This window comes from Ancylobacter sp. (assembly GCF_965279025.1).
Lineage (GTDB): Bacteria > Pseudomonadota > Alphaproteobacteria > Rhizobiales > Xanthobacteraceae > Ancylobacter.
Genome location: NZ_OZ257132.1, coordinates 3,977,911 through 3,996,485 on the forward strand (window position 1 = coordinate 3,977,911; position 18,575 = coordinate 3,996,485).

The 18,575-nt window shown below is 68.7% G+C and carries 17 protein-coding genes; 12 read left to right on the forward strand and 5 right to left on the reverse strand.

What is annotated here, in order from left to right:
- The first annotated feature begins 8 nt into the window (after positions 1 to 8).
- From ACQY76_RS18560 to ACQY76_RS18595, 8 genes are all read left to right on the forward strand, one after another.
- On the forward strand, positions 9 to 647 hold the full coding sequence (locus ACQY76_RS18560) for a dihydroxyacetone kinase subunit L (protein ID WP_428030171.1): 639 nt from the start codon (positions 9 to 11) through the stop codon (positions 645 to 647).
- A gap of 214 nt (positions 648 to 861) precedes the next feature.
- Positions 862 to 2,853, forward strand: a complete 1,992-nt coding sequence (locus tag ACQY76_RS18565) for a CocE/NonD family hydrolase (protein WP_428030172.1) — start codon at positions 862 to 864, stop codon at positions 2,851 to 2,853.
- Positions 2,850 to 3,491 carry an ABC transporter permease gene (locus ACQY76_RS18570; protein ID WP_428030173.1) on the forward strand — a complete coding sequence of 214 codons (642 nt, stop codon included), beginning with the start codon at positions 2,850 to 2,852 and terminating at the stop codon, positions 3,489 to 3,491. Before ACQY76_RS18565 ends, ACQY76_RS18570 begins: the two co-directional genes overlap by 4 nt.
- Positions 3,488 to 4,117, forward strand: a complete 630-nt coding sequence (locus tag ACQY76_RS18575) for an ABC transporter permease (protein WP_428030174.1) — start codon at positions 3,488 to 3,490, stop codon at positions 4,115 to 4,117. The genes ACQY76_RS18570 and ACQY76_RS18575 overlap by 4 nt, the downstream gene beginning before the upstream one ends.
- Positions 4,118 to 4,128: 11 nt before the next feature.
- Complete coding sequence (locus tag ACQY76_RS18580) at positions 4,129 to 5,061, forward strand: ABC transporter ATP-binding protein (protein ID WP_428030175.1); 933 nt, start codon at positions 4,129 to 4,131, stop codon at positions 5,059 to 5,061.
- Between the two features lie 4 nt (positions 5,062 to 5,065).
- On the forward strand, positions 5,066 to 7,126 hold the full coding sequence (locus ACQY76_RS18585; RefSeq protein ID WP_428030176.1) for a CocE/NonD family hydrolase: 2,061 nt from the start codon (positions 5,066 to 5,068) through the stop codon (positions 7,124 to 7,126).
- Positions 7,123 to 8,034, forward strand: coding sequence for a glycine betaine ABC transporter substrate-binding protein (locus ACQY76_RS18590; protein ID WP_428030177.1), 912 nt, complete (start codon positions 7,123 to 7,125; stop codon positions 8,032 to 8,034). Before ACQY76_RS18585 ends, ACQY76_RS18590 begins: the two co-directional genes overlap by 4 nt.
- An 82-nt stretch (positions 8,035 to 8,116) precedes the next feature.
- The gene (locus ACQY76_RS18595; RefSeq protein WP_428030178.1) at positions 8,117 to 8,908 is read left to right on the forward strand and encodes a nitrilase-related carbon-nitrogen hydrolase; all 792 of its coding nucleotides are present in this window, start codon (positions 8,117 to 8,119) and stop codon (positions 8,906 to 8,908) included.
- On the opposite strand, the gene ACQY76_RS18600 is transcribed toward ACQY76_RS18595, so the two are convergent.
- The 5 genes from ACQY76_RS18600 to ACQY76_RS18620 form a co-directional block, all read right to left on the reverse strand.
- The gene (locus tag ACQY76_RS18600) at positions 8,893 to 9,465 is read right to left on the reverse strand and encodes a dihydrofolate reductase family protein (protein ID WP_428030179.1); all 573 of its coding nucleotides are present in this window, start codon (positions 9,463 to 9,465) and stop codon (positions 8,893 to 8,895) included. The genes ACQY76_RS18595 and ACQY76_RS18600 overlap by 16 nt on opposite strands.
- Positions 9,466 to 9,530: 65 nt before the next feature.
- Positions 9,531 to 10,412, reverse strand: coding sequence for a glycine betaine ABC transporter substrate-binding protein (locus ACQY76_RS18605; protein WP_428030180.1), 882 nt, complete (start codon positions 10,410 to 10,412; stop codon positions 9,531 to 9,533).
- A gap of 21 nt (positions 10,413 to 10,433) precedes the next feature.
- Positions 10,434 to 11,183 (reverse strand): ABC transporter permease, encoded by a 750-nt coding sequence (locus tag ACQY76_RS18610; RefSeq protein WP_428030181.1) that lies wholly within the window; start codon positions 11,181 to 11,183, stop codon positions 10,434 to 10,436.
- A complete protein-coding gene (locus ACQY76_RS18615; protein ID WP_428030182.1) occupies positions 11,183 to 12,289 on the reverse strand; it encodes an ABC transporter ATP-binding protein in 1,107 nt (368 codons plus the stop codon). The genes ACQY76_RS18610 and ACQY76_RS18615 overlap by 1 nt, the downstream gene beginning before the upstream one ends.
- A 13-nt stretch (positions 12,290 to 12,302) precedes the next feature.
- A complete protein-coding gene (locus ACQY76_RS18620; RefSeq protein ID WP_428030183.1) occupies positions 12,303 to 12,956 on the reverse strand; it encodes an ABC transporter permease in 654 nt (217 codons plus the stop codon).
- Between the two features lie 328 nt (positions 12,957 to 13,284).
- Between ACQY76_RS18620 and ACQY76_RS18625 the strand changes: the two genes are divergently transcribed.
- The 4 genes from ACQY76_RS18625 to ACQY76_RS18640 all read left to right on the forward strand — a co-directional run bounded on the left by ACQY76_RS18625 (position 13,285) and on the right by ACQY76_RS18640 (position 18,543).
- Positions 13,285 to 14,622 (forward strand): MmgE/PrpD family protein, encoded by a 1,338-nt coding sequence (locus tag ACQY76_RS18625; protein WP_428030184.1) that lies wholly within the window; start codon positions 13,285 to 13,287, stop codon positions 14,620 to 14,622.
- Positions 14,619 to 16,223 carry an NAD(P)/FAD-dependent oxidoreductase gene (locus tag ACQY76_RS18630; RefSeq protein ID WP_428030185.1) on the forward strand — a complete coding sequence of 535 codons (1,605 nt, stop codon included), beginning with the start codon at positions 14,619 to 14,621 and terminating at the stop codon, positions 16,221 to 16,223. Before ACQY76_RS18625 ends, ACQY76_RS18630 begins: the two co-directional genes overlap by 4 nt.
- Positions 16,210 to 17,388, forward strand: coding sequence for an NAD(P)/FAD-dependent oxidoreductase (locus ACQY76_RS18635; protein ID WP_428030186.1), 1,179 nt, complete (start codon positions 16,210 to 16,212; stop codon positions 17,386 to 17,388). Before ACQY76_RS18630 ends, ACQY76_RS18635 begins: the two co-directional genes overlap by 14 nt.
- A gap of 90 nt (positions 17,389 to 17,478) precedes the next feature.
- Positions 17,479 to 18,543: a GlxA family transcriptional regulator gene (locus ACQY76_RS18640; RefSeq protein WP_428030187.1), complete on the forward strand. Its 1,065-nt coding sequence runs from the start codon at positions 17,479 to 17,481 to the stop codon at positions 18,541 to 18,543.
- Positions 18,544 to 18,575: the final 32 nt, after the last annotated feature.

Here is an 18,575-nt window from a genome sequence, read left to right on the forward strand (position 1 = left end):
AGGTGGCGATGGAGACCATCCGCGCCGAGGATCTGATCGGCCTGTTCCACAGCTGGCGCGACCTGTTCGTGGCCGAGCGGGAGTTCCTGATCGCGCTCGACGGCAAGGTCGGCGACAGCGATCTCGGCATCACCATGGCGAAGTCCTTTACCGCCGCCGCTGATACGGTCGCGGCAGAGGGCGCGGCCGCCGGCCTGCCCAAGCTGCTGCGCTCGGCCGGGGCGATCATCGCCAAGACCGCGCCCTCAACCATGGGCACGCTCACCGCGACGGGCTTCCTGCGCGGTGGCAAGGCCCTGGAGGGCAGCGAGGCCATGGGCACGCCCGAGGCCGCCGTGTTCTGGCGGGCTTTCACCACCGGCATCGCCGAGCGTGGCAAGGCGAAGCTCGGCGACAAGACGATCCTCGACGTGCTCGACCCCGTCGCCACGGTGCTGGAAGCGCAGGCGGCGAGCGGCGCGGCGCTCGCCCCGGCGATGGCCGCCGCCGCGCGGGAGGCCGACGCCGCGCTGGAGCGCACCAAGAGCCTGCTCGCCCAGCATGGCAAGGCTGCCGCCTTCCAGGAAAAGACCATCGGCCTGCAGGATGCCGGCGCCACGGTGGGCGTGCTGCTGGTCCGGCAGATGAGTGCCTTCACGGCCGGCTGAGCCGGAGAAGCAGCGACCCGACGGCACGCGGCGGCTCGGCCGTCGCTTCCCGCTTATGCTCGCCGAATAGGCGGCGAGGCATCCTGCTCACACGCTGGGCGCGCGGTGAGCCAGTCTGTCGTCAATCTGACGCGGGAGGTCGGATACGTGGCATCGGCGTGAGGGATGGCGTGTATCAGTGGGCGTAGACGTCGCCTGATACCCAAAGGACGCCATGCCCGCCGAAGAGACCGTCTGGATCATCCTGAAAGATGGCTGCCGGCTTGCGGCACGGCTGTGGCTGCCGGGGACAGCCGAGCCGGTGCCGGCGATCCTGGAATATCTTCCCTATCGGCGCCGCGACCGGCACCGCGGCGACGACGCGATCCTGCATCCCGGCCTCGCCGCCGGCGGCTACGCCGCCATCCGTGTCGACATGCGCGGTGCGGGCGATTCCGACGGCACGATGGACGACGAATACACCCCGCAGGAATGGGCGGACGCCAATGAGGTGATCGCCTGGATCGCGGCGCAACCATGGTGCACGGGCGCGGTCGGCCTTATCGGCCTGTCCTGGAGCGCCTTCAACGCGCTGCAGATCGCCGCCACCCGCCCGCCGGCGCTGCGGGCCATCGTCACCACTTGCGGCACCGATGACCGCTTCGCCGACGACATGCACTACATGGGCGGGGCGCTGCTGAACGATAATCTGCAATATGGCGCGACCCTGTTCACCTGGCTGGCGCCGCCGCCGGACCCGGAGATCGTCGGGCCGCGCTGGCGCGAAATGTGGATGGCGCGCATGCAGGCGATCAGCGAGCCGCCGGCGGCGCGCTGGATGCGCCATGCCGATCGCGACGCCTATTGGCGCAGCGGCTCCGTCTGCGAGAACTACGCCGACATCGAGGTGCCGGTGCTGGCCGTGGGCGGCTGGGCCGACGGCTACACCAACGCGGTCCACCGCCTGCTGACGAACCTGCCCGGGCCGCGCAAGGGCGTCATCGGGCCCGGCGCCCACGCCTACTCACACGTGGCAACGCCGGGGCCGGCCTTCGACTTCATCGGCCTCGTCGTCCGCTGGTTCGACCGCTGGATGAAGGGCGTCGAGAACGGTATCGACACCGAGCCGATGCTCACCGCCTGGATGCAGGACGACGAGCCCCCAAGGCCGCAATATGAGGTGCGGCAAGGGCACTGGGTCGCCGAGGCGCAGTGGCCTAGCGCCAATGTCAGCCCCCGCACGCTCCACCTCAGTGCCGGCAGGCTGGGGACCGCCAGCGACGGCCCCTTCGAGACGGTGGTGAAGTCGCCGGCCACGGTGGGCCTCGCCTCGGGCGAATGGTGCCCCTATGGCTGGGGACCGGACATGCCTCTGGACCAGCGCGAGGATGACGCGGGTTCCGCCTGTTTCGACAGCGCGCCGCTGGACGCGCCGATGGAGATCCTCGGCCGCCCGGAGGTCGCGCTGAGCCTCTCGGTCGACCAGCCGGAAGCCATGCTGGCCGTCCGTCTCAACAGCGTCGCGCCGGACGGGGTCAGCACGCGCATCACCTATGGGCTGCTGAACCTGGCGCATCGCGACGGCTTCGCCCATGGCGCACCACTGGTGCCGGGCGCCACCATCGAGGTGCGCGTGCCGCTGAAGGTGATCGGTTATCGCGTCCCGGCCGGCCACACGCTCCGGCTCGCCGTCTCCACCCAATACTGGCCGCTGACCATGCCGCTGCCGGTCGCGGCGACGGTGTCGCTGACGGCCGGCGCGCTGACCGTGCCGCTGCGCGGCGGGGAGGGGGCAGAGGCGCCCGACCTCGGCACGCCCTGGTCGCCGCCGCCGCTGGAGGTCGACGTCATCGAGGCGCCGGCGCGCGGGCGCTTGAAGATCACCCACGAGGTCGCCACCGGCCGCGCCACGGTCGATGTCGTGCGCAATCTCGGCGCCATCCGCATCGCCGAGACCGGGCTGGAGTTGAGGGCTCTTGGCAGCGAAACCTACACGACGCTGCGCGACGACCCGTCGGGCGCCTCGTCTGTCGCCGTGCGCAAGGCCGAATTCCTGCGCGGCGACTGGCAGGTGCGTATCGAGACACGCAGCACGCTGACCGCCATCGCCACGGGCTGGCGGCTTCATGCCGAATATGAGGCGTTCGACACGGGAGAGCGCGTCTTCGCCCGCGAATGGACCGTCGAGACGCCGCGCGCCGGCGCGCCGAGGAGCACGGGCGGATGAGCCTCACCGACTTCCTGTCCAGCCGCTGGGAGGACATCCTCGCCGTTTCGTGGTGGCATTTGCGGCTGTCGCTGATGGCGGTCGGCCTCGCGCTGGGCATAGGGCTTCCGCTCGGCATCGTCAGCCATATGAACCGCGTCGCCGCCGCACTGGTGCTCAACACGGTCAGCGTCATCTACACTGTGCCGACGCTGGCGCTGTTCGGCCTTATGATCCCGCTGCTGGGCATCGGCGTCATTCCGGCCATCGTCGCGGTGGTGCTCTACTCGCTGCTGCCGGTAGTGCAGAACACCTATACCGGCCTTGCCAATATCGACCCGAACCTGCGCGAAGTGGCTATCGGGATGGGCATGGGCCGCTTCACCCGCCTGTTCCGCGTCGAGCTGCCGCTGGCGCTGCCGGTGATCTTCGCCGGCCTGCGCGTGGCAGTGGTCAACGCCATCGGCATGGTGACGCTCGCCTCGCTCATCGCCGCCGGCGGGCTAGGGGATTTCATCTTCCGCGGCATCTCCATCATGTCGTGGAACCTCGTCCTGGCCGGTAGCGTGCCTGTGCTGGCGATGGCACTGGGCGCCGATTATCTGCTGAAGCGTGCCGAGCAGCGCCTGTCCCGCTCGCGCGAGGTGGCAATGCCATGAGCCTCGCGGAATATATCGACCTCTTCGGCGACAACATTCTCTATCTGCTGGAGCAGCACGTCATCCTGTTCGCCATAGCGCTGGCGGCGGCGATCGTGCTGGGTGTGGTGCTGGGCACGCTGGTGCATCGCTTCAAGCGTCTCGACACGCTGATCGTGCCGGTCGTGAACGTGCTGCAGGCCTGCCCGGAAATCGTGCTGCTGGCGCTGGCGATCCCCTTCCTCGGCATCGGCATTTCCGGCGCGCTGGTGCCGCTCTTCGTGAAGGGCGTGCTGCCGATCCTGCGCAACACGGCGAGCGGCTTCGCCTCGATAGATCCGCGCATGCTGGAGGCGGCACGCGGCATGGGCATGTCGCCGGCACAGATCCTTCTGCGGGTCGAGGTGCCGGCGATACTGCCCATCGTCATCGCCGGCGTGCGCATCTCGGCGGTGATGCTGGTCTCGGTGCTGACCCTGACCGCCTATATCGGCGTCGACAGCCTCGGCACGCTGATCCTGCAGGGTATTTCCCGCATGGACACCACGCCGCTGCTCATCGGCTCCGGCCTCACCGCGCTGCTCGCCATCACCGTCAACTACCTGCTGTTCGGGCTGGAGCGTTTCGCCAGCCGGCGCGTATCATAGGAGGCGCATTCATGGCGCTCCAGGTCGAGTTCCGCGATGTCACGAAGGCCTTCCCCGGCACGCCGCCGGCCGTGGATCGCCTGTCGCTGACCGTCGAGGCCGGCACCATCCTCGCCCTGGTCGGACCGTCCGGCTGCGGCAAGACCACCACGATGAAGATGGTCAACCGGCTGATCGAGCCCTCCAGCGGCGACATCGTGCTGGGCGACACGCCGATCTCGAAGATGCCGGTGAAAGAGCTACGGCGGATGATCGGCTACGTCATCCAGTATGTCGGCCTGTTCCCGCATATGAGTGTCGCCGAGAACATTGCCATCGTTCCGCGCCTGCTGGGCTGGAGCAAGGCGCGCATCGATGCGCGCGTCGACGAGTTGCTCACCCTGGTCGGGCTGGTGCCGGAAACCCACCGCGCCCGCTACCCGCGCAGCCTTTCCGGCGGCCAGCAGCAGCGCGTCGGCGTCGCCCGGGCCCTCGCCGCCGATCCCCCGGTGCTGCTGATGGACGAGCCCTTCGGCGCGCTCGACCCGATCACCCGCGTGCGGGTGCAGGACGAGCTGCTGTCGATCCAGAGCAAGGTGCGCAAGACCATCATCATCGTCACCCACGACATGGATGAGGCGATCCGCCTCGGTGACAAGGTCGCCGTGCTGCGCGCCGGGCGGCTGATCCAGCACGAGGCGCCGGTCGACATCCTGCGGCACCCCAAGAACGAGTTCGTCGCCGAGCTCATCGGCCATGACCGGCTGGTCAAGCTGCTGAGCACGCTGTCCGTCGCCTCGGTCATGACGGCGACTGCCGGGCCGGAAGACGCGCCGGCCATCGATCGCGCCGCGACGCTGGAGGATGCGTTCCTGCGCATGCTCGACACCGGTCGCGACGCTTTGGCGGTGGAAGGCGGCGGCAGCCTGCACATCCGCGACCTCCTGCGCGCCAGCACGGGTTGAGGCCATGACAGCCCCCGCCGCTCCGCACGAGGTGGAATGCCAGCGCCATATCTGGATCCCGATGCCGGATGGCGTGCGCCTCGCCGCGCGGTTGTGGCGGCCGGCGGGGCTCGACCAGCCGGTGCCGGCGATCGTCGAATATATTCCCTACCGCAAATCCGACGGCATGGCAGCGCGGGACGCGCAGGTCCACCCCTTCTTCGCCGCGCATGGCTATGCCGCCCTGCGCATCGACATTCGCGGCTCCGGCGATTCCGAGGGGCTGCTGGCGGACGAATACACGCCGCAGGAACAGGCGGACGCGCTTGCCGCGCTGGAATGGATCGCCGCGCAGCCCTGGTGCGATGGCCGCATCGGCATGATGGGCATTTCCTGGGGCGGCTTCAATGCGTTGCAGATCGCCGCCCTGCGGCCGCAGCCGCTGAAAGCGATCATCACGGTCGGCTCGACCGATGACCGCTACGGCGACGATGTCCACTACATGGGCGGCTGCCCGCTGAGCGCCAATCTCACCTGGTCGCAGACCTTCTTTGCCGACCTCTCCCGCCCGCCGGACCCCGCCGTGGTGGGTGAGCGCTGGCGCGACATGTGGATGGAGCGCGTGGATAACGCGTCCCTCTTCATCGCCGAATGGACCCGCCACCCACTCCGCGACGCCTACTGGCGGCGCGGCTCGGTGTGCGAGGAATTTTCCCGCATCGAGGTGCCGGTGCTGGCCGTCGGCGGCTGGGCGGATTCCTACACCAACGCCGTGCCACGCCTCGTCCAGGGCCTTTCCGGCGTGTGCAAGGGCCTCATCGGGCCGTGGGGGCACGATTATCCGCATCTCGCGGTGCCCGGCCCGCAGGTCGACTTCCTCGGCGAATGCCTGCGCTGGTGGGATCGCTGGCTGAAGGGCGTCGATACCGGCGTGGAAGGTGAGCCGCAGCTGCGCCTGTGGCTGCAGGACCAACTGCCGGCCGACCCCGCCCATACCGAGCGTCCCGGAAGCTGGGTCGTCTTCGACAGCTGGCCCTCGGATGATGTGACGGCGCGGGACCTCCATCTCGGCCTCGCCGGGCTCGACGCGACACCGCCGGAGCCGGCCGAAATGCGGCATCTGAGCCCGCTCGAGATCGGCGTCGGCGCCGGTGAATGGTGCGCCTATGGCGTCGCCGCCGACCAGCCGACCGACCAGCGCGAGGATGACGGCCGCTCGCTCTGCTTCGACACGCCACCGCTGGAGCAGGACCTCGCGGTCATCGGCCAGCCGGTGCTGCACGTGGAGTTCGCGGTCGACCGGCCGCGCGCCATGGTGGCGGTGCGGCTGAACGACGTCGCGCCGGACGGCGCGTCGTCGCGGGTGAGCTACGGCCTGCTCAACCTCAATCATCTCGACGGCCATGACCGCTTCACCGCGCTGAAACCGGGGCGGCGCTACACTGCCGAGATCGCGCTGTGCGACGTCGCCCACCGGTTCAAGGCCGGCCACCGGATGCGCGTCGCGGTGTCCACCTCCTATTGGCCAACCGCCTGGCCCTCGCCCGAGGCGGCGACGCTCAGCCTGTTCACCGGTGAGAGCCGGCTCCGGCTGCCGGCGTGGCAACCCGGGCCGGGCTCGCGCCTGCTGCCGGACATGGATGGACCGGTGGTGCCGGCGCCCGAACCGCGCACCGTGCTTCGCACCGGCAGCTTCCGCCGCGAGGCGTCGAGCGAGATCGTCTCCGGGCGGCGGCGCGTGCAGGTGCGCCTCGACTATGGCGAAGAACGCATCGAGCCGAGCGGCATGGTGATCGGCCGGATCAATGACGAGACCTATGAGGTCGACGCCGGCGATCCGCTTTCCGCCCGCATCGAGACCGGCTGGACCATGACCATGGCGCGCGGCGACTGGTCGGTCCGCACCGAAAGCCTCGCCCGCATGACCGGCGACGCCGACAGCTTCCACATTACCGCGAGGCTCGACCTCTTCGAGGGGGATGTCCTCGCCAAGACAAAAACTTGGGACGTCACGATCCCGAGGGAAGGCACCCGCAACCACGACGCGGATAACAGCGTCGCTCATCCAGAGGAACAAAACGCATGAACCGGCTCTTCACCCGCCGCGCCGTCTGCGCCGCCGCCGCGGCAACGCTGGCGCTCACCGCCATCGCCACGCCCCGCGCCCACGCCGAGACGCCGATCAAGATCGGCTGGCCCAACATCACCGAGCAGGCCATGCTCGGCATCATGGCCGCCCTGGTGATCGAGAAGAAGCTGGGCCTGCCGGTCGAGCGCTTCCCCAATCTCGGCGGCACCGGCATTGCCCAGCAGGCCATCCTCTCCGGCGCCATCGACGTGCTGCCGGACTACACCGGCGACGCGCTCGCCAATGTCCTGAAGCAGGACCCGATCACCGACCCGAAGAAGGCCTATGAGGTCGTCCGCGACGCCTACAAGGACAAGTACAAGATCACCTGGCTCGCGCCGACCAGCTTCAACAACACCTATGCGCTGGCGCTGAAGGCGGACAAGGCCAAGGAACTCAACATCAAGACCATTTCCGACCTGGCCGCGCAGTCGCCGAAATGGACGCTCGGCTCCTCGGTGGAGTTCGCCGCGCGCCCGCTCGACGGCTATCCCGGCATGAGCAAGCACTATGGCTACAAGTTCGGCGCCATCAAGCCGATGGAGATCGGCCTGATGTACACGGCGGTCGACAGCGGCTCGGTCGATGTCATCGTCGCCTTCGCCACCGATGCGCGCATCGGCAAGGTGGGCCTCGCCGTGCTCGACGACGACAAGCTGTTCTTCCCCGCCTACAACGCCGCCATCACCGTGCGCGACGATGTGCTCGCCAAGCACCCGGAAATCGGCCCGGCCATCGAGGCGGTGACCAACTCGCTCGACACCGAGACCCAGATCAAGCTGAACGGGCAGGCGGACATTGACGGCCTCGACATCGAGAAGGTCGCCGAGATCTACCTGAAGGACAAGGGCTTCATCCCGAAGTGAAGCGTCGCCTCACTGGCGCGCGCGTTCGATGATCCTGGCCGGGGCTCGCAGGCCCCGGCCATTGCCTTCGAGAGGCCTGCAGATGACCAACAGCCTGCGCATCGCGGTCGCCCAGACAGGGACGCCGCCGGAGACCCATGACGAGGCGTTCGCCGTTCTGGAGCATGCCATCACCGATGCGCGCGATGCCGATCTCATCGTCCTGCCGGAACTCGCCTTGTGCGGCTATGGGGATGCCGAGCGCGTGCGTCGCCTGGCGGTGGCGCGGGACTCTGCGTTTATCGACCGCGTGCGCGACCTCGCCCGCCGCGCCGCCACCGGGTTCGTCCTCGGCTATGCGGAGGAGGAGGCGGGCACGCGCTACAATGCCGCGCTCGCCATCGGGCCGGAGGGCGATATTCGCGGCAATTATCGCAAGGTGAACCTGTGGGGCCCGCATGAGAAGGGGCTGTTCGCCTCCGGCATGCCTTCACCGGTCATGGAGTGGGGCGGGCTGAAGCTCGGCCTGCTCATCTGCTACGACCTCGAATTCGCCGAGGCGGCCCGCGACCTCGTGCTGCGCGGCGCCGATACGCTCGTCGTGCTGAGCGCCACCAGCCATCCCTACACCGTGGTGCCGGAGGTTCTCGTGCCGGCGCGCGGCTATGAGAATGGCTGCCACGTCGTCTACGCCAATGCCGTGGGACCTGACGCGGCTTTCAATTTCATCGGCATGAGCCGCATCACCGCGCCGGACGGATCGGTGCTGGCGGCGGCAGCCTCGGACGGCCCGGCACTGATTGCGGCGGATGTGAAACGCGCCACCGTCGACGCCTGGCGTTCCGGCCACAACTATCTCGCCGACCGCCGATCCGACCTCTACCGGCTGGGCTGAGCGCCCGCGCGCCGGTAGTGCATGGCGACCGCGCCGTTGCGCAGCGGCGTCGCCGAGACGAGCTCCAGCCGTCGGGTACGGGGCAGCCCGCCCTGAAGCAGGGTCGGGCCGTGGCCGGCGATCCTGGGGTGAACGAGGAACCGGTACGCGTCGATCAGCTCCAACCTGTCCAACTCGGTGGCGAGTTTGCCGCTGCCGAGGAGCACGCCGGCCGGGGTCGCGTCCTTGAGCCTCTGCACGCCGGTCCGCAGGTCTCCGGCCAGGTGGTGGCTGTTGGCCCAGGGGAAGTCGCTTCGCGTCGACGACACCACGTATTTCGGTTTGGCGTCGAGCTTTTCCGCCCATTCGCGCATTGCCGGCGGCGCCTCCACGTCGCCGCGTGCCACCGCCGGCCAATAGCTCTCCATCATCTCATAGGTGGTGCGGCCCCACAGCATCGCCCCGGCCTCGTCCATGAGGCGGGTGAAGAATGCGTGCGTTTCGTCATCCGCGATTCCCTCCTCATGATCGACGCAGCCGTCGAGGGTGACGTTCAGGCTGAAGGTCAACAGTCCCATGCCGTGAGCCTACGCCATCCGATCGGAAAGGCGTAGAGCCGTCGAGGCGGGGCGTGCCGCGCTCCTCAGTTCAGGCCCTGCTGTTTCAGGAAGCCGGTGGCCACGTCTTCCACCGACTTCTTGTCGACGTCGATGGAAGCGTTCAGCCGCGCCATGGTCTGGTCGTCCAGCTTGGCGGAAAGGCCGTCCAGTATGCCGGCGAGCGAGGGGTTGGCGTCGAGCACCTGCTTGCGGATGACGGGCGTCATCGCATAGGTGGGGAAATAGCCCTTGTCGTCCGTCAGCACCACGAAGTCGAAGGCCGGGATGCGCCCGTCGGTGGCGAAGACCAGGCCTACGTCGACCTGCCCGTCCTTCAGCGCCTGATAGACGATTCCGGTGTCCATGCGCTTGACCGACTCGCGGCCGAAGTTGAAGCCGTAGCTTTCCTCCAGCGGCTTCAGCCCGTCGGGCCGGGCATAGAACTCGGCGTTCGACCCGAAGGTGAGCTTGTCGCCCCCCTTGATCTTGGCGGCGAGGTCGGAGATCGAGGTAATGCCCTTGGCCTTCGCATCGGCGGCACGCATGGCGAAGGCGTAGGTATTGTTGGCCTTCGAGGGAGTGAGCCAGACCAGGCCCTTGGGCGCGTCGAGCTCCTTAACCTTCGCATAGGTCGCCGCAGCGTCGAGCTTGTCCGTCAACTTGTTGAAGGTGATGAGCGAGGTGCCGGTATATTCCCAGTACACGTCGACCTGGCCGTTTTCCTGCGCCTGGCGCAGCGGCGCGGTGCCGAGGCCGGCGCGCTTGTCGACCTCGAAGCCCTTGGCCTTGAGCAGTTGGGCCGTCATCTCCGCCATGAGCTGCTGCTCGGTGTAGTTCTTGCCGCCGACCACGATGGTGTCGGCGCTGGCCGCGCCTACGGCGCCGAACAGGGCGGCAGCGAGTGCCAAGGTCTTCAGGAAGCGCATCTTCTTCTCCTCTGGATGTTGTTATCTCAAGGGGTTGACGCCGCGCGGCACCAGCCAGAACTGCAATTGGCCCACGATGAAATCGACGCCGATGGCGAGCAGGGCGGTCGGGATCGCACCGGCCAGAAGCAGGCCGGTGTCCATCAGGTCGATGCCGGTAAAGATCAGCTCGCCCAGCCCGCCACCGCCGATGAGAAAGGCCAGCGGCACGGTGCCGACATTGATGGCGAGCGCGGTGCGGATGCCGGCGGCGATGACGAACAGAGCGTTGGGAAGCTCGACCTGGAAGAGAATCTGCCAGCTCGTCATCCCCATGCCCCGCGCCGCCTCCACCAGCGCCGGCGGCACGGCGCGCAGACCGGCGACGGTGTTCAGGACGATGGGCAGCAGGGTCAGCAAGGCCAGCCCGAAGATCGCCGGCGGCGCGCCGAGCCCGAGCACGGTCATCGCCAGGGCGAGAATGGCGAGGGTCGGGATGGTGGTGCCGAGATTGATGATCTGCGCCAGCAGCGGCCCGAACAGGCCAAGGCTGCGCCGCGCCAGGACGATGCCGATGGGAATGCCGGTGACGATGGCGATCGCGCCGGAGATGGCGACCAGTTCAAGATGCTGGAGAGTGAGGAAGCCGATGTCCTCGCGATAGGCCATCATCGCGGTCAGGGTGCCGCTGGCACTCGCCCATATGCCGAGGAGGAACACCAGGCCCAGCAGGACGAGCCGCCACAGGCTGGCTAGCGCCCGCATCGGATGCGCCGCGTGCGCGCTCTCCATCACCGGTCCCGATAGGTGGCACCCAGAAGATGGGTGATGCCGCGCTGGGTGATGTAGCCCTGATAGACGCCGGCCGCGTCGACGCAGGCGAGCCAGGACTGGTCGTTGGCGAACATCTGCGACACCGCATTGCGCAGATTGTCGTCGACACGCGCGACGCTGGTGAGCTTCTCGTAATGCTCCCCCACCTTGCCGCGCTTGCCCCGCAGGGCCTCCGCACGCACGAATCCCAGCACCTTGCCGTGCGGGCCGACCATCACCACCGAGATGTGGCCGTGCCGTTCCATCAGCGCCAGCGCGGTCTCGACGCTGTCCTCCGGGGTGACGCGCGGGGGATCGGCCGTCATCGCATCGCGCACCGTGATGAGCCGCAGCCGCTTCAGCGTGCGGTCGGCGCCGACGAAATCGGCGACGAAGCTGTCGATGGGATGGGCGAGTATGTTGTCGGGCGTGTCGTATTGAACGAGCCGACCGGCACGGAAGATGGCGACGCGGGACGCCATCTTCACCGCCTCGTCAATGTCGTGGCTGACGAAGATGACGGTCTTCTTCATCGCCGCCTGCAGCCGCATGAACTCGTCTTGGATCACCTCGCGGTTGATCGGGTCGATGGCGCCGAACGGCTCGTCCATGAGCAGCACCGGCGGGTCCGCCGCCAGCGCGCGGATGACGCCGACGCGCTGCTGCTGGCCGCCGGAAAGCTCCTTCGGGTAGCGCTTGGCATAGGCGGCGGGCTCGAGATTGACCATCTCCAGCAGTTCGGCGGCGCGCCGGCGCGAGGCCTTGCGGTCATGGCCGAGCATGTCGGGGACCACGCAGATATTGTCCTCGACCGTCTTGTTGGGAAACAGCCCGATCTGCTGGATGACATAGCCGATGGAGCGGCGAAGCTGCACGGCGTCGACATCCGTCACGTCCTTGCCGTCGATGAAGATGCGCCCGCCCGACGGCTCGATCAGCCGGTTGACCATCTTCATCGTCGTGGTCTTGCCGCAGCCCGACGGGCCGAGCAGCACACAGACCTCGCCGGCCCCGACCTCCATGCTGACATTGTCGACGGCGGTCGTGGTGCCGAAAATCTTGGTGAGGTTCTTGAGCCGGATCATGTCGCCCCCGCTGTCACGATTGCCGCAGGCCAACGGGCGTCAGTCGCCGCTGCAGCAGGAGAAGGCCGAGATCGGCGACGATGGCGAGCACGCTCACCGCGAAGGCACCGGTGATGAGCTGGCGCGGATCGGTCTGAGAAATGCCGCGCGAGATAAACACGCCGAGCCCGCCGGCGCCGATATAGGTGGCGATGGTGGCGATCGCGATATTGAGCACCACCGCGTTGCGCACGCCATTGATGATGACCGGCAGGGCTATGGGCAGCTCGACCTCGCGCAGGCGCTGGAACGACGTCATCCCCATTCCCCGCGCCGCCTCGCGCAGCGCCGGGTCGATGTTCATGATGGCGGTATAGGTGTTCCGGATAATCGGCAGCTGCGAATAGAAGATGAGCGCGATCACCGCCGGCAGATAGCCGATGCCTTGCCCGATGGGAGACAGCACCGGGATCAGCAGGCCGAAGAAGGCAATGGACGGGATCGTCATGATGACGGCCGCGACGTAGAGCACGCGGTCGGCCGCCGTGCGGCTCTGGGTGATGAGGATGCCGATCGGCACACCCGTCAGCACCGCGACGCTGACCGCCACGCCGACCAGCGAGATGTGCTCCCAGCCCCGCGCGAGGATCTGCGACCAGTTGGCAATGGCAAAGTTCAGCGTTTCCAACGGCGTTGCTTCCCGGTGAGCGCCGCCCCCGCATCGGGGGCGGCTTGCTGGAGCGTCTCTACTGATGCACGGGCCACGGGCAGCTCTCGTAGCGTTTTCGACGCCGAGGGCTATAAATCCGACATTGACGGCATTCCCCTGGGGAATCCCTCGGCCGTCCGTCCGGTGGCGGAAACGCCGAGCCGCGCAGGGCGATGCGCCGGCAATGTCGTGTTTCTGATCGCGCTCGTCGGAAAGTCGAGGGTGCCCGGCGCCCTGCCGCTGCAAGGATTGCGATGTGGCGGGTCCGGGCGCATGCGTCCCCGGCCGGCCGTCCCGAGGCGACATCATGAACGTCCAGAACTTCATCCACGATCTCAGCTATGCCGATCTGCCGCCCGACGTCGCGGCGCTGGCGCGGCGCTGCCTGCTCGATCTCGTCGGTGTCGCGGCAAGCGGCCGACGCACCGATCTGGCGCGGATCGTCACCAACCATGCGGCGCGCCAGTTTGGTGCCGGCGAGGGGCGTGGCGCCCGGATGATCTTCGACGGGCGGCGGGTCTCGCCGGTCGGGGCCGCCTATGCCGGCGCCTCGCTGATCGATTCCTTCGACGCCCATGACGGCCACGCGCTGACCAAGGGCCATGCCGGCGTCGCCATCCTGCCGGCGCTGCTTGCCTTCTGGGAGGCCGAGGATCTGGCGCTGGACGACCGCGAGGTGCTGGCGTGCATCGTCATCGGCTATGAGATCGCCACCCGCGCCGGCATCGCCCTTCATGCGAGCGCCTGCGACTACCACACCTCCGGCGCCTGGAACGCGCTCGCGTGCGCCGCGCTCGGCGCCCGGCTGATGAAGCTGACGCCGGCGCAGACGCGAGAGGCGCTCGGCACCGCCGAATATCACGGCCCGCGCAGCCAGATGATGCGCTGCATCGACTACCCCACCATGTTGAAGGACGGCTCCGGCTGGGGTGCGCTGGCGGGGGTCTCCGCCGCCTATCTCGCGGCCGACGGCTTCACCGGCGCGCCGGCATTGACCATGGAAGCGCCGGAGCAGCAGGCGCTGTGGGGCGATCTCGGCAGCCGCTGGTACATCCTCGAACAGTATTTCAAGCCCTACCCGGTCTGCCGCTGGGCGCAGCCGGCAGTGGAAGCGGCACGTCGGCTGATGGCCACGCATGGCCTCACCGGGACCGATATTGCCGACGTCGAGGTGCGCAGCTTCGCCGAGGCGGTGCGCCTTGCCTCGGCCCGTCCGGCGACCACCGAGGAAGCGCAGTACAGCCTGCCGTTCCCGCTGGCGGCGATGATCCTGCGCGGCCGCCTCGGCGCCGACGAGATCACCGGCGCCGGCCTGCGCGACCCTGAAGTTCTCGACCTCTCCGCCTCGATCCGCCTCATCGAGGACCCGGAGATCTGCGCGCGCTTCCCGGCCGAGCGATTCGCCGTGGTGTCGCTCGCCACCCGCGACGGGCGACGTTTCACCTCAGACTGGACGCAGGCCGAGGGCGGGCCGGCCAATCCGCTGACCAATGCCGAGATCTCGGCAAAGTATCAGGCGCTGGCCGGCCAGTTGGGCGACAATCGCCGGCAGGCGATCGAAACGCTGGTCACCGGCATGGGCACCGGCGCGCCGGTCGCCGATCTCGCCGATCTCGTGCTGGCGCCCATCGGGGAAGCGGCATGAGCGTCGACCACGGCCGCATCGACCCGCGTTCGGTCGCCGGCAAGACGCTCTGCGTCGCGGGACACGCCCAGCTCCTCGTCATCGGCGCCGGCCCTGCCGGTCTCGCCGCGGCGATCGAGGGGGCGCGGCGCGGTCTCGCCGTGGTGCTGGTCGATGAGAACCCGGTGCCGTTCGAGACGATGGGCGAGAGCGTGCCGCTGCATTTCGGCGGCCGCGTCGGCGGCGTGGCGCGCAACCGCAACGCCATGATGGAGGCGATGCTGGAGAGCGCGCCCGACATCGCCACCGCCTTCGAGCTCGGGGTCGATGTGCGGCTCGGCACCGCCTGCTGGGGGCTCTACGCCAACGGCGCCAATCTCGGATGGATGCCGGCCCCGCTCGCCGGCCTCGCGGACGAGGAAAACGGCACGCATCTCGTCAGCTTCGAGCGCGCCATCGTCGCCACCGGGCGGCGGGACATGGGCCTCGCCTTTCCCGGCTGGGAACAGCCCGGGGTGATGGGGGCAACGGCGGCGGTGCAATTGGCGACGCGCTATGGCGCGTTGGAGGGCACACGCGCGGTTGTCCTCGGCTCCGCGGCGGAGGCCCTGCTCGCGGCACGCATCCTGCGGGCGCACGGCGTAACCGTGGCGGCAGTGATCGAACAGGCGGCCGCGCCGGTGGGACCGGGCGATCTCGTCGCCGAACTGCGCGCCGCCGGCGTCACCTTTTGCTGCGGCAACGTGGTGCGGGCGGTCGAGGCCGATCTCAATGGCGTGCGCGGCGTCGTAACGGCCGCCGGCACGCTCGCCTGCGACCTCGTGGTGCTCGGCATCGGTGCCGTGCCGATGGTCGACCTGCTCGATGCCGCCGGCTGCCGGCTCGCCTTCGATGCCGCGCGCGGCGGCTATGCGCCGGTTCTCGATCCGGCGGCGCGCAGCTCCGTGGCGATCATCCAGGCGGTGGGCGACTGTGCCGGCATCTGGCCGGCCAAGAGCCGCGACCCGTCGCTTGCCGAAACCGAGGCGCGGCATGCCGTTGCGGCGGCCGCCGCCGCGCTGGGCATGGCGGGCGAGGGCCTTTCCCCGCCGCCACCGCCCGGCGAGGTCGCCTATGACATTGACGCCTATCGCAAGGGCTGGGTGCAGGCCAGCGTGATCGAGGCGACGACCGAGCCTTATGTCTGCCAGTGCGAGGACGTTACCGCGCGGGAAATCCTCGACGTGCGGCCGCCGCGCTATCTCGACTGGCAGGGCGCCGATAATCGCCAGCGGAACTTGACCGACCTGCTGGGGGAGGGGCCGCCGCACCCCGACCAGATCAAGCGCCTCACCCGCGCCGGCATGGGTCCATGCCAGGGCCGGCGCTGCCGCGAGCAGATACAGGCGCTGCTCGCCCTGCAGGCCGCCGTGCCGCTCGCCGCCGTGCCGCTCGCCGGCTATCGCGCCCCCGTCCGTCCGCTGTCGCTCAACGCCGCCGCGCCCCGGGACGAGGACATAGCCTTCGGCGAACAGTGGGATTCCTGGTTCGGCATGCCCCGCCAATGGGTGCCGTTCTGGGATGTCGAGGACGACTACACCGTCGCCGGCCTTGCCGTGGAAAAGCCCCATGCCAGCGAATGATCTCATCCAGCCGGACGGCGCCAAGGGCGCCTCCGTGGTCATTGTCGGCGGCGGCGTCACCGGGCTGAGCGCCGCCTGGTGGCTGGCGCGGGCGGGCGTCGACGTGCGGGTGATCGAGAAGGGTCTCGTCGGCTGGGAGGCGTCCGGCCGCAATGGCGGCGGCTGCTCGCATCATCACTCGCCGCTTTTCGCCGAGGAGCAGCGGCTCTGGCCGCTGATGGACGAGATGCTCGGCCATCCCACCGAGTTCCAGCCGAACCGCGTGCGCATCGCGCTCAACGAGAAGCAGCTGGCGCTCTACAGCCGCGCCGTCGTCAATGCCCGCCACCAGGGTTTCCGCATCGACGAGATCGACGCCAGGCAGGTGCGCGAGCTGGTGCCGCTGGCCGGCGACAACGTCTTTGCCGGCCATTACTACCATTTCGGCGGCCACGCCAACCCGCACCGTACCGTGCAGGCCTATGCCTGGGCGCTGCAGAACCTCGGCGGCACTGTCATGCAGCACACCGCCGTTACCGGTTTCGCGGTCGAAGCGGGCAGGGTGGTGGCGGTGGAAACCGACAAGGGCCGCTTCGGCTGCGACCACCTCGTGCTCGCGGCCGGCCCGCAGACCGGCCGGCTGGCCGCCATGCTCGGCGTCGACATTCCGCTGAAGGTTGCCCGCGCCGAGATGATCGTCACCGAGGCGCTGCCGCTGATGCCGCTCGGCGGCGTCGACGGCAACGGGCTCTACGGCCGGCAGACGCTGCGCGGCAACCTCGCCTATGGCGGCGGGCCGCATGAATGGGTGGAGACGGAAGACGTGCCGGGCGGCGCCCGTCCCGCGACGCCGCTGATGCAGAACATCGCCAAGCGGGTGGCCGAGCTGCTGCCGCTGGCCGGCCATGCGAAGATCATCCGCAGCTGGGCCGGGCTGATCGAAAACACGCCGGACGGCCGGCCGGTGATCGACCGGCCGGAAGGCTGGGACAACCTCACCGTCGCCACCCTGTCGGGGGTCGGCTTCGGCCTGTCGCCGGCAAGCGGCCGTGCCATCCAGCAGTTGGTGACCGACGGGGAATGCTCGTTCGCCGACCTGTCGACGCTGCGGCTCAAGCGCTTCGCCCATCTGGAGCCGGATTGGGCGGCGCTGCAGGGCTGGCAGTCCATGGCCATGGCCTCCTGAAGCCACAGCCCGTCATTCCATGTCGGTTTCGTTGCCCTGGTGACGCTTTTGAGCCATTCTAAGGGGATACTCCCCTTGCGCGGTGCCGGCATGTTTTACGACTCGGTCGCGGAGCCACTGACCTTCAGCTTCCTGCTGATCGAAAACCTCTCGATGATGAGCCTGTCCTCGGCGATCGAGCCGCTGCGCTCCGCCAACCGGCTGATCGGGCGCGAGGCGTTCCGCTGGCGGCTGTGCAGCATCGACGGGGAGCCGGTGACGGCCTCAAACGGCATCCGCCTCGATGCGGCCCCGGTCGATCAGGCGCTGGACGGCTCGCACGCCATCTTCGTCTGCGGCGGCATGCGGATCGCCCCCATGGACGTGAAGCGCTATCTCGCCGTGTTGCGGGGTGCCGCCCGGCGCGGCATCGCGGTCGGCTCGCTCTCCACCGGCAGTTATCTCCTCGCCTGGGCAGGGCTGCTCGACGGCTATCGCTGCACCATCCACTGGGAGAACGGCGCCGCCTTCGAGGAGGATTTTCCGAAGGTCATCGCCACCGGCAAGATCTACGAGATCGACCGCGACCGGCTGACCTGCTCGGGCGGCACGGCGGCGATGGACATGATGCTGCACGTCATCGCCGACCGTTACGATCCCGATCTCGCCCAGCGCGTCGCCAACCAGTTCCACCATGAGCGCATTCGCGATGCCAATGACGAGCAGCGGGGAGGGCGGCTGCGGCGTGTCGGCAGCCTCCCTGCCTCGCTCCAGCGCACCGTCCACACCATGCAGCAGAATCTGGAATCGCCGGCCAGCGTCGGTGAACTGGCGAAGGCGGCCGGGCTCAGCCCGCGCCAGCTGGAGCGGCTGTTCAACCAGCATCTCGGTATGACGCCGGCGCGCTATTATCTCTCGCTGCGCGTCGACCGGGCGCGCGAACTGCTCATCTACACCAGCCAGCCGATCCTGGAGATCGCCGTCGCCGTCGGCTTCGCCTCCACCTCGCATCTCGGCCAGTGGTTCAAGCGCATCTACGGCATGCGCCCGAGCGAATTGCGCGAGCGCGCCGGCCGCCGCCAGCTCGGCCAGGTGAGCGGGCTCGGACAGGTTAAGGACGTCGCCTCCTTGTCGCCCGCTGTCGCATTCGGGACGGACCTGCCGACGAAACAATAGGATACTCGTGCACGCCGCATGCCGGGAGCCGA